The 16259-nt window shown below is 54.2% G+C and carries 16 protein-coding genes; 11 read left to right on the top strand and 5 right to left on the bottom strand.

Annotated features, from left to right (window positions below; translation table 11 throughout):
- The 5 genes from yihA to ftsY all read left to right on the top strand — a co-directional run bounded on the left by yihA (position 1) and on the right by ftsY (position 5154).
- Complete coding sequence (yihA, locus tag B2R48_RS07075) at positions 1-609, top strand: ribosome biogenesis GTP-binding protein YihA/YsxC (RefSeq protein WP_296999078.1); 609 nt, start codon at positions 1-3, stop codon at positions 607-609.
- Positions 610-648: 39 nt separating this feature from the next.
- Positions 649-1578 carry an acetylglutamate kinase gene (gene argB / locus B2R48_RS07080; protein ID WP_213475456.1) on the top strand — a complete coding sequence of 310 codons (930 nt, stop codon included), beginning with the start codon at positions 649-651 and terminating at the stop codon, positions 1576-1578.
- Positions 1579-1729: 151 nt separating this feature from the next.
- The gene (locus B2R48_RS07085; RefSeq protein WP_296999081.1) at positions 1730-2752 is read left to right on the top strand and encodes a GGDEF domain-containing protein; all 1023 of its coding nucleotides are present in this window, start codon (positions 1730-1732) and stop codon (positions 2750-2752) included.
- Positions 2753-2974: 222 nt separating this feature from the next.
- Positions 2975-4222, top strand: coding sequence for a tRNA (N(6)-L-threonylcarbamoyladenosine(37)-C(2))-methylthiotransferase MtaB (mtaB, locus tag B2R48_RS07090; RefSeq protein ID WP_296999083.1), 1248 nt, complete (start codon positions 2975-2977; stop codon positions 4220-4222).
- Positions 4219-5154, top strand: coding sequence for a signal recognition particle-docking protein FtsY (gene ftsY / locus B2R48_RS07095; RefSeq protein ID WP_062953984.1), 936 nt, complete (start codon positions 4219-4221; stop codon positions 5152-5154). Before mtaB ends, ftsY begins: the two co-directional genes overlap by 4 nt.
- A gap of 59 nt (positions 5155-5213) precedes the next feature.
- Here the strand turns inward: ftsY and B2R48_RS07100 are convergent, their stop codons facing one another.
- Positions 5214-6593, bottom strand: coding sequence for a diacylglycerol/lipid kinase family protein (locus B2R48_RS07100; protein WP_296999086.1), 1380 nt, complete (start codon positions 6591-6593; stop codon positions 5214-5216).
- Positions 6594-6675: 82 nt separating this feature from the next.
- Entirely contained in the window at positions 6676-7179 is a 504-nt protein-coding gene (locus B2R48_RS07105; RefSeq protein WP_296999088.1) for a Dps family protein, read from the bottom strand.
- A gap of 226 nt (positions 7180-7405) precedes the next feature.
- Between B2R48_RS07105 and B2R48_RS07110 the strand changes: the two genes are divergently transcribed.
- Together B2R48_RS07110 and B2R48_RS07115 are read left to right on the top strand one after the other, a co-directional pair.
- On the top strand, positions 7406-7861 hold the full coding sequence (locus tag B2R48_RS07110; protein WP_062953981.1) for a hypothetical protein: 456 nt from the start codon (positions 7406-7408) through the stop codon (positions 7859-7861).
- 164 nt (positions 7862-8025) lie between these two features.
- Positions 8026-8565: a YqaA family protein gene (locus B2R48_RS07115; protein WP_296999091.1), complete on the top strand. Its 540-nt coding sequence runs from the start codon at positions 8026-8028 to the stop codon at positions 8563-8565.
- 76 nt (positions 8566-8641) lie between these two features.
- Here B2R48_RS07115 and B2R48_RS07120 read toward each other — a convergent pair whose 3' ends face one another.
- Positions 8642-8851: a hypothetical protein gene (locus B2R48_RS07120; RefSeq protein ID WP_114129905.1), complete on the bottom strand. Its 210-nt coding sequence runs from the start codon at positions 8849-8851 to the stop codon at positions 8642-8644.
- Between the two features lie 344 nt (positions 8852-9195).
- On the opposite strand from B2R48_RS07120, the gene B2R48_RS07125 reads away from it, so the two are divergent.
- From B2R48_RS07125 to chrA, 4 genes are all read left to right on the top strand, one after another.
- Positions 9196-9723, top strand: a complete 528-nt coding sequence (locus tag B2R48_RS07125; RefSeq protein WP_062953994.1) for an RNA polymerase sigma factor — start codon at positions 9196-9198, stop codon at positions 9721-9723.
- Position 9724: 1 nt separating this feature from the next.
- Positions 9725-9967 carry a hypothetical protein gene (locus B2R48_RS07130; RefSeq protein ID WP_296999093.1) on the top strand — a complete coding sequence of 81 codons (243 nt, stop codon included), beginning with the start codon at positions 9725-9727 and terminating at the stop codon, positions 9965-9967.
- A 514-nt stretch (positions 9968-10481) separates the two neighbouring features.
- Positions 10482-11957: an AMP nucleosidase gene (locus B2R48_RS07135; RefSeq protein WP_062953977.1), complete on the top strand. Its 1476-nt coding sequence runs from the start codon at positions 10482-10484 to the stop codon at positions 11955-11957.
- Between the two features lie 187 nt (positions 11958-12144).
- Positions 12145-13410 (top strand): chromate efflux transporter, encoded by a 1266-nt coding sequence (chrA, locus tag B2R48_RS07140; protein WP_414716180.1) that lies wholly within the window; start codon positions 12145-12147, stop codon positions 13408-13410.
- 16 nt (positions 13411-13426) lie between these two features.
- Here the strand turns inward: chrA and B2R48_RS07145 are convergent, their stop codons facing one another.
- Complete coding sequence (locus B2R48_RS07145) at positions 13427-14884, bottom strand: serine hydrolase domain-containing protein (RefSeq protein WP_296999095.1); 1458 nt, start codon at positions 14882-14884, stop codon at positions 13427-13429.
- 91 nt (positions 14885-14975) lie between these two features.
- On the bottom strand, positions 14976-16151 hold the full coding sequence (locus tag B2R48_RS07150) for a CynX/NimT family MFS transporter (protein ID WP_296999097.1): 1176 nt from the start codon (positions 16149-16151) through the stop codon (positions 14976-14978).
- Positions 16152-16259: the final 108 nt, after the last annotated feature.

Consider the following 16259-nt stretch of genomic DNA (forward strand, 5'->3'; position numbering starts at 1 on the left):
GTGATCGAAGCCGGGCGGAAGCTTTTTAGCCGCCCGGTTAACTTCGTTCTTGGCGTAGCACAGCTTGAACAGCTTCCGCCTGAAGACAAAACAGAGATCTGTTTTGCGGGCCGTTCGAACGTGGGAAAGTCCAGCCTGATCAATGCGATCACCGGGCGAAAGGATATCGCCCGGACGTCGAACACCCCCGGTCGTACGCAGCAGCTGAACTATTTCGATCTTGATGGTGCGTGCCATATCGTGGATCTGCCGGGCTATGGCTTTGCCCAGGCCCCCAAGGATATCGTCGATACGTGGCATGCGTTGATCAAACAGTATCTGCGCGGGCGCGTCACGCTCCGCCGTGTGTTTGTTCTGATTGATTCCAGACATGGCTTCAAAAAGGCTGATCTTGATATGATGAAGCTGCTTGATGAGGCCGCTGTGCCGTATCAGGTTGTGCTGACCAAGGCAGACAAGCTAAAAAAAGGTCAGCTTGAAAAGCGGATCAAGGAAGTGGTCGACGGGCTGGTCAAACACCCCGCTGCCCTGCCGCAGATTTTTGCGACTTCAAGCGAGAAAAATACCGGCCTTGCCGAACTGCGAGCAGAGATTTCAACCCTGCTTTGATACCGGCAGCCGCATAGCGCGATAATATGGGGAAGTGACATGAACGAAGAAATCCGTTCTGAAGAAGACCAATCGGAAGCCAGCGCATACCGGATGCTGGCACGTGCCAAAGTGCTGTCCGAGGCTCTTCCCTTTATGCGACGCTTTAACGGGCAAAAAATTGTCGTCAAGTATGGCGGCCATGCTATGGGGGACCCGGAGCTTGCCCGTCTGTTCGCCCAGGACATGGTTTTGCTTAAACAGGTCGGCATGAACCCGATTGTTGTGCATGGCGGTGGGCCGCAGATCGGCCAGATGCTCAAGCAGCTTAATATTCAGTCGGAATTCATTGACGGCTTGCGGGTGACCGATCAACAGACCATCGATGTTGTTGAAATGGTTCTGGCCGGCAAGATCAACAAGGAAATCGTTTCCAATATCAATGCCGCTGGCGGTGTTGGTGTCGGTCTGTGCGGCAAGGATGCCAACCTGATCACGGCACGTAAATTGACGCGGACCAAACGCGACCCCGAAAGCAATATCGAGAAAGTTCTTGATCTGGGTTTTGTTGGCGAGCCGGAAAAAATCAATCCGCACGTTCTTGATTGCTTTATTGATACAGACATCATTCCGGTCATTTCACCGATTGGCGTTGGGGCGGACGGGCAAACCTATAATATCAATGCGGACACGGCCGCCGGTGCGATTGCGAAGGCCGTTGGCGCAAGCCGTCTGTACATGCTGACCGATGTAAAAGGTATCCTTGATCAGGATAAAAACCTTGTACGCGATGCTGACACTGCCCACATCAATGCCATGATCGCGGATGGCACCATTCAGGGGGGCATGATCCCCAAAACCGAGACTTGCATGGATGCAGTCGAAAACGGTGTTGAGGCCGCAGTCATTGTGGACGGACGCGCGCCACATGCTGTTCTGCTGGAACTCTTCACCGAACGCGGTGCGGGCACCATGATCAGGGGCAACTAAAGGTCGAAGTCTGACTGACCCTTTCGGGTAGTTAATTTCGACGTATAGCTGGTTCCGGCTGTTAAAGTAGGGTATCTTGAGCCCAATCGTTATGTGCAAAACGCATAACACATTGACTTTGATGATGAAAACACGAGCCGGAGCACCCGTTGTGACCACAGCGGAAAAAGAACTTTCCCGCCATTGGGATTATGCTGATGAGACCTTAAAGGCGCTGCGCGAACGCGGCCTGCGCCCGACGCCCGAATTGTACCATGTCTGGTTCGTCTATTTTGCTGAAGAAAACCCGGAAATTCTGCGGGTCATCGATGCGGTAAGGGCCAGTGGGGACGATTTGGCCGAGGATACGCTCCTTCAGCTTTATTATCGCTATATCTTTGACCGTCAGGCTGCGGACTTCTTGCAGCGCGGGATGGAAGATTTCTCGGAACTCGTTGAAAATAGCGATGATTGCCTGACGACAGCCCGCAGCGGATTGCAGGATTACGGGGCGTTGCTTGGCCGGTCGCTTGAAACACTCAAGGACCATGAACAGGTCAGCCCGGTTCTGAGCGAGGTGATCGAACAGACCGACCAGATGCAAAGGACGGTCGAAGGCCTGCATCAGCGCCTTGATCGTTATCTGGGCAAGGTCGAACGGCTCCAGCGTGAACTGGAAGAAACCCGCGAACGATCCTATACCGACGGTTTGACGCGCGTTTCAAACCGTATGTATTTCGAAGAGCAGCTTAATCAGACAATTGAAGAGCACGACTCATCGAAACGGCCGGATCCGTTCTGTGTGATGATTATCGACCTTGACCAATTCAAGGCGGTCAATGACCGGTTCGGACATCGTATCGGCGATGAAATTCTGGTTCTGATTGCCTCAATGCTTAAAGCCAATATCAAGGGCCGTGACGTTGTGGCGCGCTATGGCGGTGACGAGTTTGCCATTCTGCTGCCCCAGACACCTTTGGCTGATGCCATGGTTCTGGCCAGCGATATGAGCAAACGTATCGCCGCACGCGAAATCAAGGCAAAGCAGTCGGGCATTTCATTTGGTCAGATGACCATATCTGTCGGTGTGGCAGAATATGTTTCCAAAGAAGGCAGCACGAAACTGATCGACCGCGCCGACCGGGCATTGTATCGGGCGAAGAAAGAAGGTCGTAATCGGAACTGCGCGGCCTAACGGGCGCAATCCAACCCTTGGTTTGAATTGTTGCCATTGAATTGCGCGCTTGCTGCATGTGTGCCATGACAGGTGCCGGGCTTGCATTGAAGTGTTCAAAAGCGTATGTAACCAGCGCCCGGCAAGGTCATTGAGCCTTGCCGGGCGTTCCGCACTTGCACCAGTGTTTTGATTGTGCAGGTGGAAAAATTCCAAGCAGAACTGGATGACAGAAGTCCGACCATGAAAGAGCCGCGCGTCGTCACATTTGGTTGCCGCCTTAACACCTATGAGTCAGAGGTGATGCGCGACCATGCCAAAAATGCGGGACTTGATGATGCGATCATCATCAATACCTGTGCGGTGACGACCGAAGCAGAACGCCAGGCGCGTCAAAGCATTCGTCGCCTGCGGCGCGAAAACCCCGAGGCCAAGATTTTTGTCACCGGCTGTGCCGTTCAGGTCAATCCCGACAAGTTCGCCAATATGGGCGAAATTGATCGGATCTTTGGCAACGACGCCAAGATGAAGGCCGAAACGTTTGCCATGCCCGATCATGAACGTGTTGTCGTCAATGACATCATGTCGGTCGAAGAAACGGCAAGCCACCTTGTTTCCGGTTTCGAGGGGCGTGCGCGCGCCTTTGTGCAGGTCCAGAACGGGTGTGATCACCGTTGCACGTTTTGCATCATCCCATTTGGCCGGGGCAATTCGCGCAGTGTGCCCATGGGCGAAATCGTTACCCAGGTTCGTGAACTGGTCGCCAATGGCTATGGCGAGGTTGTTCTGACCGGGGTCGATATTACATCCTATGGCCATGATCTGCCGGGACAGCCGACCCTGGGGCAGATGTCGCGCCGCCTGCTGGCACAGGTGCCTGAGCTGCCGCGTCTGCGTATTTCATCGATTGACCCGGTCGAGGTGGATGAAGATCTGTTTCGCCTGATCGAAACCGAACCACGCTTGATGCCGCACATGCATATCAGCCTGCAGGCCGGTGATGACATGGTGCTTAAGCGCATGAAGCGTCGCCATCTGCGCCAAGACGTTGTCGATTTCTGTAAAAAGGTCCGCGATCTGCGCCCGGATGTGACGTTTGGCGCTGATATCATTGCCGGCTTCCCGACCGAAACCGATGAAATGGCCGAAAATACCCTGCGTCTTGTTGATGAATGCAGTCTGATTTACCTGCATGTTTTCCCGTATTCATCACGTCCGGGGACACCAGCGGCCAAGATGCCGCAAGTGCCCAAGGATCTTCGCAAGGAACGCGCAAGCGCGCTTCGCGAAGCGGGCGAGGTGCAGCTGAACAAGTTCCTGCAATCGCGCATCGGCATGATCGAGAATGTGTTGGTGGAAAAGGAAAATACCGGCCATACGGAGCATTTTGCTCCCGTTCTGCTTGATCGCGTGATAGAAGCGGGCACGATAGCAAAGGCCAAGGTCACCGGCCTTGAAAATGGAAAATTGATTGCGGAGCTTGCGGAATGAGTGAAGAGGGGAAGAAAAGCTGGTTTAGCCGCCTGAAAGACGGGTTGAAGCGGTCCTCCTCGAAGCTGACTACCGGGATTACGGATATCTTCACAAAGCGCCGTCTTGATGATGATGCGCTCGAAGAATTCGAAGACCTTCTGATTACTTCCGACCTTGGCGTGACGACCGCCGCGAAACTGAGCGCGGAACTGTCCAAGACCCGGTTTGACAAGGAAGTCGATTCCGCCGAGATTCAGGAATTCATTGCCGAAGAAGTTGCCAAAATCCTTGAACCGGTCGCACAGCCGCTGGTGATTGATGCCAACAAGAAACCGCATGTGGTGCTGGTGGTTGGTGTTAACGGATCGGGCAAAACCACGACCATCGGCAAGCTTGCCAAGACGTACAAGGACCAGGGTCTCAAGGTCATGATGGCCGCGGGCGACACGTTCCGTGCGGCTGCGGTCGAGCAGCTTAAAGTCTGGGGCGAACGCACCGACTGCCCGGTGATTGCGCGTGACACGGGTGCCGATGCCGCAGGCCTTGCCTTTGATGCGATCGAACAGGCCCAGCGCGAAGGATATGACCTTTTGCTGATTGATACGGCCGGTCGTCTGCAGAACAAGGCACACCTGATGGACGAACTTAAAAAGATCGTCCGCGTGATCAAAAAACGCGACGAGAGTGCGCCGCATGACACGCTTCTGGTGCTGGATGCGACAACTGGTCAGAACGCCCATTCACAGGTCGAAACCTTTGGCGAGGCGACCAATGTATCAGGCCTGATTGTGACCAAGCTTGATGGCACGGCAAAGGGCGGTGTTGTGGTTGCCCTGGCCGAGAAGTTCGGTAAACCTGTCCATGCGATTGGTGTGGGTGAGACTGCCGAAGACCTGCGCCCGTTCGAGGCAAAATCCTTTGCCAGAAGTCTTGCCGGGCTCGAAGACTGATCCGGATCGCTTGCAAGGATGGAAAATGAAAGACCGCCAGATGGCGGTCTTTTTTCGTTTTACAGGCTTTTGATGATGTCGCCGAGATTGCCGGTGAAACTGTCGACTTCGCTTGCCAGGGTATCAAGCGCCTTTGCGACATCGGTTGGCTGGTCGTCGATTGATATTGCTGCAGTTTCGCGCATAAGCAGTTCCGCACGTGCTTTCAGGCCGTTTGACAGACGGCTGTCGGCATTGCCCAGCAGCCAGCCCATGACTTTGTCGCGAAGTTCCTCAAGATTCTGAAGGTCCGGGTCGGGCGACGCCGGATTGATACCATAGGGGCGCAATCCCAGTTCAAGTTGCCGCGCGATGTCGCGGAATTTGCCTGCACTATCATGACAAAGTGCCTTCAGATCGCTGTTTTGTGCCACCGGATAGATGGCCTCCAGGCGCAAGGCAAAATCGACGGTATCGCGCATGACGTCATTGATTTCATTTTGCTGCGGCAGGGATTTGTTTTCCAGCGCGGTGGTGTCTTCGATTTGATCGACAAAGCTGTTTGGCGCGAAAACTGGCAGGACGCTGGCGCGAATGGCGAAACTGGCGGGCAGTTCGGCGATGATTTCACCATCGGCCAGAACAGGCGCGCCGTTGGCGCCTTCTACCTTGATGGTGGCGCATTGCATGGTGGTGGCATAGCTGCTGTCATCAACAGAGCCAAACAACAGCTCGGCCGCGACATCAAGGCCGCTCAGTGTGTCGACACTGTCGCGGATGGCGAACATATGTAGATATCCGTCTTCGGGACTTTTGGTTTCACTCGGTCGTAAGCCGCCCCCGAAGTAACGGCCATTGGTGATGGTAATCTGGCGCAGTTTCATATTCTGCGGTGCTTCGTCGCCACACGTGATGGTCAAATCGAGCGGTTCCATTTCATGCCAGCTTTGCCAGTTGGCAACCGCATAGCTGATGGCGCCCAATGTGCGTTTCAGGTCGGGATTGATGCGTTTGCGGGCATCGGCAGGCACACCGATGCTGGCAGCATTCACAAAGCTTTTGTTGTTCACACTGCCGATATCAAGCATCCGGATTTGTCCATGAATGGATGCACGGGCAGCATCAATCAAGTCATCTGGCAGGGTCAGGGTACGGGCAAAATCATTTGCGGTGCCAAGCGGGACGGGGATCAGCACCACCTTGTTGGCAATGATCGTATCAAGAACCGCATTAATGGTTCCATCACCGCCGCCAACCGCAACGATATCCCCCGGCTGGCAGGAGAAGTTGATTTGTTTGTTGATAGCCTCGGGACCATCACAAAGGGTCAGCTCTGTTTGGTAACCGGCATCATCGAACACATCGCGGAGCGGCTGCGCACCATTTTCGCGCCAGTCTTCGGGCAGTTTTGCCTTCGACAGCAGTAGGTGAACCTTGCCAGTCAGATCAGAGCTTTTCATGATGTTGCAACATTGTTTTTGGACAAAAAAACGACCGGTGCCCGAAGGCACCGGTCTATCGTATCACATCGTTTCGCTACGATCAGGAGATCGTTGCACGCAGCATCCAGGCTGCTTCTTCGTGCACCCCGATCCGCTCGGTCAGCATATCGGCGGTCTTGACGTCATCAACGTCTTCGGCCGCTGCGACACCATCGCGGATCAGTCGTGCCATTTTTTCGTGATCCTCGACCAGTTCCTTGACCATGTCATCGGTCGAAAGAAGTTTGGTCTGATCCGTAATTGCTGAATTCTCCATCATTGCGCTCAGACCGGTCGGGGCGGAAAAGCCGATTGCACGAATGCGCTCTGCCATATCGTCAATCGCTGTATTGAGGTCTTCATATTGCTCCTCGGTCATCTTGTGAAGCGAATAGAAGGCCGGGCCCACGACGTTCCAGTGAACGCCACGAATTTTGGCATACAGTACATGCGACGATCCGACGATCTGCGTCAGCATTTTCGCCAGTTCGTGACGATCCTTGCGATCCACGCCAGTTTCGACGGGGAATTCCTTCGCAACGGTCTGCATACTGCTATGTGCCATAACTAAGACTCCTTTTGTTTATCGCGCGCCCGTTAAATCGGATTGCGCATCGACACTGCGCTGTACCCCGGTTCGTTGTTGGGCGCTTGCAGATGAAACGTCGACTTCGGCGAAAGGTTCCATGAAATAAAATCAACACAATCGGAACATCCTTTCGCTCCACCCGTTGTGGAGGGTAAGCAGCGCGCAAGTAATTGTGCTGTTATTGTTAAACAAGGAGGTTGTGATGTTGAGCAAGAATATGTTGATGGTCGGTACAGTACTTATGTCTGTTTCGGTAGTTGCCCCGGCCTATGCAGAATCCGACGCATCAAACACGATGGCAACCGACGATGCCGTGGAGTCCGATGTCAACAAGCTGGGCAATGAAATTGCTGCCCAGTATGAAGAAGCCAAGGACTTCACGTTCGAACAGAAAGAAGATTTTCTTACCTGGGTCGATAACAAGTCCGAGCAGCTCGGCGAACAGTATAACGACGTTTCCGCAGAGGTCGAAAAAGACAGTGAGGAAGCGGTTGAAGAACTGGCAGAAGCTTGGGATAGCGCAAGCGATGAGTTGAGCAATGCTCTTGAAGATGCCAAAGATGCATCTGCGGACACTTGGGAAGATGTAAAGGCCAATACGGTTAGTGCGCTTGAAGGCGCGCAGAAGGCCATCTCGGGCAATCAGACCGCTGAATAAGACGTCACAACCTGAACTCGGCGCCTGACGTCCGGGGACCGCAGCCCGCCCGATTTAGGGCGGGCTGCTCTTGTTTGGGCAGGACTTTGGGCAACATGGCGCAAAAAGGAACAAAACCAACGATGTCGAATGAGAGAAAACGACCCGGGCAACAGATCAAAGCAATGGCAGGCTATGCAAAAAGCCGCCTTGCAAGGCTTGCAGAGGGAAGAAAGGGTCTTGGCGGTATTTCCGTGGCATCGTTTCTTGAAACAACGATTATCCCGATCCCGATTGAGGTCATCGTCGCCCCGATCATGGCGGCATCGCGAAAGCGCGGCTTTATTGTCGCAACCGTAACATTGGCAGGCAGTGTGCTTGGCGCGCTGGTGCTTTATTTGCTGGCGTGGGTTTTGTTTGACGAGTTTGCCCAGCCCCTTATTGATATGGCTGGCGGGCAGCAGGAATTTGACGAGCTTGAAGCACAGTTCAGGGAAGGCGGCTTCTGGATTGTCTTTGCCATCAGCATTACCCCGGCACCGATGCAAATCGCAGCTTTGGCTGCAGGCGCCGCATCTTATCCGATCTGGTTGTTCGTGATTGCGATTACGACCTCACGTGCGATCCGATATTATGGATTGTGGATGCTTGTTCTGGCGTTTGGTGCTGGAATCGCGCGCATATTTGAAGGGCGAAAACCCGATCTGAAGCGTAATACCGGCTGAAATGACGTCAAAAAGTACCAAAACACAAAAAGGCCCGGCAAAATGCCGGGCCTCTTTTACGTGGCGGGATCACAATTTATTCCGATTCAATACGGAAATCGCTTGTGCTTTTGCCTTCGGTATCTGGTTCTTCGAGGTCGTCAGTCACCAGTCCGCGGCGAATAAGTTCGCGTATCGCAGCTGCGCGGGTTGGCATCCGGTGTTCAAAGCGCCAGTCATCAATGACCTTAAGCTCCTCGTCATCAAGCATGATTTGGAGCTTTTCTGTTCTTTTTGACGTCGACACGTAGGGTTTCCTGTCAGTTTCGGCGGCTATGATTCCCGCCTGAAGTCATTGAAAATCAATGCGTTCACAAATTTTGGAGTAAGTTACGTTACCGCTGTTTCCTCCATAACACAACCATCTTGCTCAGTATCGGTCAGTTCGATATGTGATGTAAGTAATGTAAAGTAATTATAGAACGTAATGAAGGTAGTATCATCAATATAACTACTGTATGTAAAGTAAGTCTATTGATGTTGTTGTGTATAGTATGTGTGTTCATTGTGTTGCCTAAGTTAAACATACGATTTTACTTTAAATTCTATTTTTCTTTGTTAGGGTCAGTGCATCCGAACAAGGAGGTTGTGATGTCTGAACAAGTGATGAACGAAATCGAAGACCATGTCCCTGCACTGCGCCGTCATGCGTACCGCCTGACCGGCAGCACCGATCTTGCGCAGGATCTGGTCCAGGACACGCTGTTGAAAGCCATCAGCAAAAAAGACCAGTTCGAAGAAGGCACGAGCCTGAAGGCCTGGTTGCACAGAATTCTGTTCAACACTTTCATTTCCGGAAAACGTCGTGAAAAGACACGCGGCCCGCAGGTCGACTGGGATGATCTTGGTGATGTCTATGGTCATGGCAGCAACCAGATGGCCCGTCTCCAGTTGCGCGACGCCGACCGCGTTCTTGAAGACCTGCCCGAGCAGGAGCGTGAAGCCATAATGCTGACCGCAGTCGATGATGTTTCCTATCAGGATGCAGCCGACCAGATGTCGGTCGAAATCGGCACAGTCAAATCACGGGTTGGCCGCGCACGTCGCAAGCTGCGCGCATCGGTGGGTCGAATCGAAGCACGTGAACATGCATCACGTTATGTCGCGGAGGCAGCATGATATGAGCCCGGTTCTTGCGATATATGGCAAAGATCACATTCTTGGCTATGTACGCGGGACGCTTGAAGACGACGAAGAAAAACAGGATATCGAAAGTCTGGTCGAAAGTGACCCACGCGCAGCCAAGATTGTCCGTAAACTCAGTGAAGTTGACCTGGATGACCAAGGGACAGTTGATGATTCCGTGCGTAGGCGGCTTGAAAAACTGCAGAATATTGCGACTCAGGCTGATATAATGGTCTGAGTGCGTGATCAAGATATCTGCCATGCGTTTAATGGAATTGACTCAACTGACCAATGGTCATATAAATAATCCATATCAGGGTTGATCGTCTTTTCCCTCAACGTCTAAGGCCCTTCCCTGAAATTGCCGAAACCGTCCCCCGGTTTCGGCATTTTTTTTGCCGATTTCGCAAGGGGCACCTGAAAAGGGCTGACACGCCAACAGGGCGGCAGTGATCGGTTATGATGATCGAATCAAAACTGTCATTTGGAATTCTTGAAAATAAACCCGACATATATTGCATAACCTTTTGTAAATGCCGGGAAAGATGATTTTTTGCATCATGGCGATTGCCGCAGAACGGACGTTTTGTCGTCTGGATTGAAAAGGTTGGCAAAGTTTTCGGTTGTCAGAAGGCGGGCGAGCGGTGATAAATCTCTCGCTCCAAGGGCTTTTGTCATTGATCGGGCGCGATTTTGCGCATCCGGATCTGATAGAAGAACCCAAACAACAATAACAAAAAGGAGCATCCAATATGGTTTCTGAAGTACACGGATCGGTACGCGATCTGTTTGAATTTACCGACGCCGACAGGGCACTTGCGCGCATCAAGGACATTTATGCGACCGGTGCCAACGCCGTCCAGGAGGCCTTTAACCGTTTCGGTCAAGGCCAGCAATCTTCCCCGGTACGTGCCTATTACCCGTATCTTGGCATCGAAGTGCCACCGGAAAAACTGCATGTCGAAAGCACCCTGTCCTTTGGTGCGCCGCGCGATCCGGGGGTTTATGGCACAACGCTGACGCGTCCTGACCTGTTTGAAGAATATTACCGTGAACAGATCGAGCTTCTGCTGAAAAACCACGACGTTCCTGTCGTGGTCGGTGTGTCGGATCGTCCGATCCCGTTGCCGTTTCTGGTTGAAACCGCAACCGACAGTATCGGACCGAATGACATCCGCCCGATGCAGCTGATTTTTGATATGCCGGATCTGGCACGTACCGATGATGACATCGCCAACGGTGTTCATTATGGCGCGAATGCCGCACCGGGGTCCAAGCCGCTATCGCTGTTTTCCGGCGAACGCGTGGACTATTCACTGGCACGTTTGCGCCACTATACGGCGACTGCGCCGGAACATTTCCAGAAGTTCGTTCTGTTCACCAACTATCAGCGCTATGTCGATGAATTCATCGAATTCGCCAAAGAGCAGCTCGAAGATCCGAAAAGCCCCTATGTCGCATTTGTCGAACCGGGGCCGAAAGTCAGCGTGCGCAAGAACGCGCCGAAGGGCTGGGTGGAAACGGGTGAAGCGGTCAAGCAGCTTCCGCAGATGCCGTCCTATCACTTGGTTCGCGAAGACGGTCTTGGCGTCACGCTGGTCAATATCGGTGTTGGCCCGTCGAACGCCAAAACGGCCACCGACCATATCGCCGTTCTGCGCCCGCATTGCTGGTTGATGCTGGGGCACTGTGCCGGATTACGGCGCAGTCAGCTTCTGGGTGACTATGTTCTGGCCCATGGTTATGTCCGTGACGATCATGTGCTTGATTCGGACCTGCCGCTTTGGATTCCGGTGCCGCCCATCGCCGAGGTGCAAGTGGCACTGGCAAATTCGGTGACCAAAATCACCGGCCTGAAAGGCCGTGAAATGAAGGCGCGCATGCGCACCGGTACGGTGGCCACCACCGATAACCGCAACTGGGAACTGCGTTACAGCGAATTGTTTGTGCGCCTGAACCAGTCACGCGCCATTGCGGTCGATATGGAAAGTGCGACCATTGCTGCCAACGGTTTCCGGTTCCGTGTGCCGTATGGCACGCTGTTATGCGTATCGGACAAACCGGTTCATGGTGAACTGAAGCTGCCGGGCATGGCCAATAATTTCTATCGCCAGCGCATTGGTCAGCACCTGCAGGTTGGTCTGGATACGATTGATACGCTTCGTCAGGATGTCAATCAGCTCCATTCCCGCAAACTGCGTTCACTCGACGAGCCAGCCTTCCGCTAACAGGATAGTCAGCTCAGACACGTTGGTGTTACGTTTGAAACCCCGCCCGTGGTCCTGCCGCAGGCGGGGTTTTGTTATGGATATATTACGAATGGTCAGGCTTTCGGTTTTGGCTTTGCCAGCTTCGGGTGATTGCGTATGGTCAGGCAAAATCAGGGGTTAGGGCAGGAATATCAAAATGCCAGAGATGACACCAAAGGGTGATGCCACAGAAAATCTGAACAAGAACCACACGCCGGCCATGCCAGCTGATGGCGTGGGTCTTTGGCAGATTTTTCTGATTTTTCTGCGACTTGGCCTGACCAGTTTTGGCGGGCCGGTGGCGCATATCGGCTATTTCCGCGAAGAGTTTGTCGCGCGACGCAAGTGGCTTAGTGACGCCGGGTATGCAGATCTGGTTGCGCTTTGCCAGTTTGTGCCGGGCCCCGCCAGTTCGCAGGTCGGCATGGGGATCGGCATGGCGCTGGGCGGACTGCGCGGATCATTGGTCGCGTGGCTTGGTTTTACAATGCCGTCGGCAATTGTTCTGGCGGCACTTGGTATGGCGTTTGTCGGAATTGATCTTGGCAGTATCGATGGCGTCATTCGCGGCCTTAAGCTTGTTGCCGTCGGGGTGGTTATTCATGCCCTTCTTGGTATGGCACGGAGCCTGTGCCCCGATATCCCCCGCGCCATTCTTGCGGTTCTGGCTGCCGCGGTCATGATTGCCAGCGATACGGTACTGGCCCAGTTCGCCGTGATCCTTGGGGGCATGGTTGCGGGCTTGTTGCTTTTGAAAAACAAGGTCGCGGACGATACGGATCGCGGTTCTGCACCACGTTCGGCCACTGGCGCGATTGTCGCGCTGGGGGCGTTTTTTGCGCTGCTTGTCGTTTTGCCGGTTCTTGCCAGGCTTGATCCGACCGGCCTGTTCGCTGTCATTGACGGTTTCTATCGCAGTGGCGCGCTGGTGTTTGGCGGCGGGCATGTGGTTTTGCCCTTGCTGCAAAATGCCGTTGTGACACCGGGCTGGATCGACACCGAGACATTTCTTGCCGGTTACGGCGCAACGCAGGCGGTCCCCGGGCCCATCTTTACGTTTGCGGCCTATTTGGGCGCAGCCCTGCATACGAGCGCAGCTGGCAGCGGGATTGTTGTCAGTGCGCTGACAGCGTTGGTGACGCTGGTAGCGATCTTTTTACCCGCGTGGTTATTGGTGGTCGGGCTTTTGCCATTCTGGGACCGGGTGCGCCATGTCCCGTCGATGCGGGCCGGATTGATGGGGGTGAATGCGGCGGTTGTCGGGTTACTGGCCGCTGTTTTGTATGACCCGATCTGGACCGGGGCAAATCTGGACATCTTTGATATCGGCTGCGTGGTTCTGGTCTTTGCCATATTGCAATGGCGGATTGTCCCAGTTTGGGCCGTTGTCGGTTTGGGGGCGGTTGTCGGCTATCTGGTGGGCTTTTTCTGATCGGCGAATAGTCGGGCTAGCCGCCATTCACTTCGGCGGTCGTGTTCCCAGAGCTTTCTGCCGGGCTGGCTTGGCGATCTGATTTCTCCGGGAAAACAGCACTCAGATCAGCGATGAATTTTCGCAGATCAAAGGCATCGCGATTGCGCGTCACCCCGAAACGGACAACAACAACATCTCGTGACGGAATGACCGTAAGCGATTGCCCGTCATGACCAAGTGCGAAAAAGGCGTCTTCGGGCAGGGGCGGCACGTCAGTACGCGGGCTGCCATCCTCGTTTCGGCTGCCGGGCAGATCAATCCACCAATGGGCACCGTAAAGGCCGTTCGGGTCTTCTGCAGCGGGGCTGGTGGAATATCCGACCCAGCCTTCGGGCAAGAGGCGCTCCCCATTCCATACCCCGTCTTGCAGGAACAGCTGGCCGATCTTGGCCCAGTCGCGCGCAGACGCATGCATGAAGCTTGAAGCAACAAAATAGCCGTCCGGGTCTGTTTCGATCACGGCACTGCTCATGCCAAGGGGGCGGAACAGAAGTTCTGTCGGGCGGCTCAGATAGGTCGAACGCGAACCGCTAAGGTTGCGGATCGCAGCCGAAAGGATGTTGCTTGCCCCGGAATTATAGGAAAATTCACTGCCTGGCGTATTTTCAAGGGGCTTTGAAACGGCAAATCCGGCCGCGGCGGGCTCGATAAACAGCATTTGCACGACATCAGACAGCGGGTTGGCATAACTTTCGTCAAACTCAAGCCCGCTTCGCATGCGAAGCAATTCATCATAGTTGATGGTTGCGCGTGGATCGCCGGGCTCTGCCTGCCATTCATTGATCAAAACAGGTTCCTGCAGATCGGAAATCATGCCTTCAAACCGCATGCGACCAAGGATGGCGTTGAAAACACTTTTGGTCATGGACCAGCCCGGCAGGGGTGTTTCGGCTGTGATGCCCGCGGCATAGCGTTCGGCGACAACTTTGCCGTCATGCAGGATGACGACGGCGCGCGTACGGCGTTCCGGGCGTAATCCCGGCTCATCCATGGCATCAAACAGAATGCTGTTCAGCACCCGGCGGTCGACATCGGCCGGAAGTGACGTGGTCAAAAGCGGGCGCGGTTCAACCGGGGTCATGACCGGGGTTGAGTTGCGCAACTGTGCGATATGTTCCGGACTGTCGGCCAATGTGCAGCCAAGATTTGGGCGGTAGATTGCAAATCGCTTGCGAAAACCAAAAGCGTGCGCGCTGACAGCTTGGTTTCGCAAATCGACGTTCGTCGTAATCAGCGACAACAGCGGGTTATTGTCGGCAAGAACATCGATTTCACGGGCGCGCGTGGATGTCAGGCCATTAACGAAAATGGCGGAACACATGACCTTTGCGCTATAGGCCGCGCCAACAGGGGCGAGCCAGATAAAGAAAACAGCAAGAACAGACAGGCCGATCAATATCAGTCCGATAAAGATGGCCTTGATCCACTGCATTCCATTTCCCTGAATATTTTTGAATTTGTTGGGGACGGAAAGGGTCGCTTGCTTCGAAGAATAGGTCAAGCCATCGTATCGTATAGTTTTATTATGATTTTTGTCTAATGGGTGCTGATGCACCCGGCTTGCGTAGCGAAATCAGGAAGCCAACAAAGTAAAAACCGCCCAAAACTGCGGCTGCGCCGGCCCAGCCGTCGCGATCAATCATCGCCCCGGCAAAGGGCGGCACGATCACGACAAATATCTCGGCAAACTGGGCGAGCATCCCTTGCAGGGCGGGCATGGAAAGACCTTCTGTTGCGATTTTTGGCAAAAGGGCAAAGCACGTTCCTGCAACAGCACCCTGACAGATATTGAAAACAATCAGCATCGAAATGCTAAGCGGAACCGATGTGCTGACAAACAGGGTTGAAATGGCAATGGCCATGATTGGCAGAAACACGATCAAAATGGCTCTGCCCGGAATGCTGCGGCCCAGCAAGGCGCCAGCAGCCACACTGCCAACCACGTTGCCGGCAATCGCAGTCGTGCCGATGATACCGGCCGAAAGGGCGATACCGATATCAAGGTTGTCGGCCAGCATCGCGGGCATAAAGGCCAAGGCCGCCGAGGTCCCCCCGGCAAAGGCGGCAAAGGTCATCGCGACCTGAAGAGCTGCGCGCGATTTCAAGACACCCATCACCCCCAGAAGCAGGGACCGTCGCGCACTGCCGGTTTCTGGTTTGTCCATCAGTGCCAGAAGCGGCAGCAAGATCAAAACAGGCAGCGTGCAGGCACCAACCGCAAGCCGCCAGTCAATCCAGGTGACAACGGCGGCACTGATCCAGTTGCCCAGTGCAATGCCAACCGGGATGAACGTGCCCCAGATGCTCATGGCCATGGCGACCAGTTTCGGGTTTCGAAACCCGGCCATCCAGCTTGGCGCGCCAACAACGATCAACAGATATCCAACGCTGGTGACGAGCCGCCCAACATACAAAAGGCTGCTGACACTTGCCGTGGCAAAGATCAGCGCGCCCGTGATCATCATGACGCAGCCAAGCACCAGCGATTTTCGCAAACCCGCCCGGGCGGCCCACACACCGGCGGGAATGGCGCACAACGCACCGGCAGCAGTGATCAGGGAGGCCACCAACCCGAATTCTGCCTGACTAAGCCCGAAGCTTGCGCGCAAATCAGGCGCAATCGGACCGATAAGACCGACCTGCATTGAGGCGGTCAGTCCAAGTCCGTAAAGAATAATAACGGTGACGATGGGCGGCATGGGTCGGTTCCGTGGGGGGGAGATCAGTGTGGCGTGTTCGTATGCATCAGAAAACTGATACCCGATTTACCACAATGATTGCCATGTATTAAATATGCGTTGGTCGGG

Origin of the sequence: Thalassospira sp. UBA848, assembly GCF_002295455.1 — a bacterium.
GTDB lineage: Bacteria > Pseudomonadota > Alphaproteobacteria > Rhodospirillales > Thalassospiraceae > Thalassospira.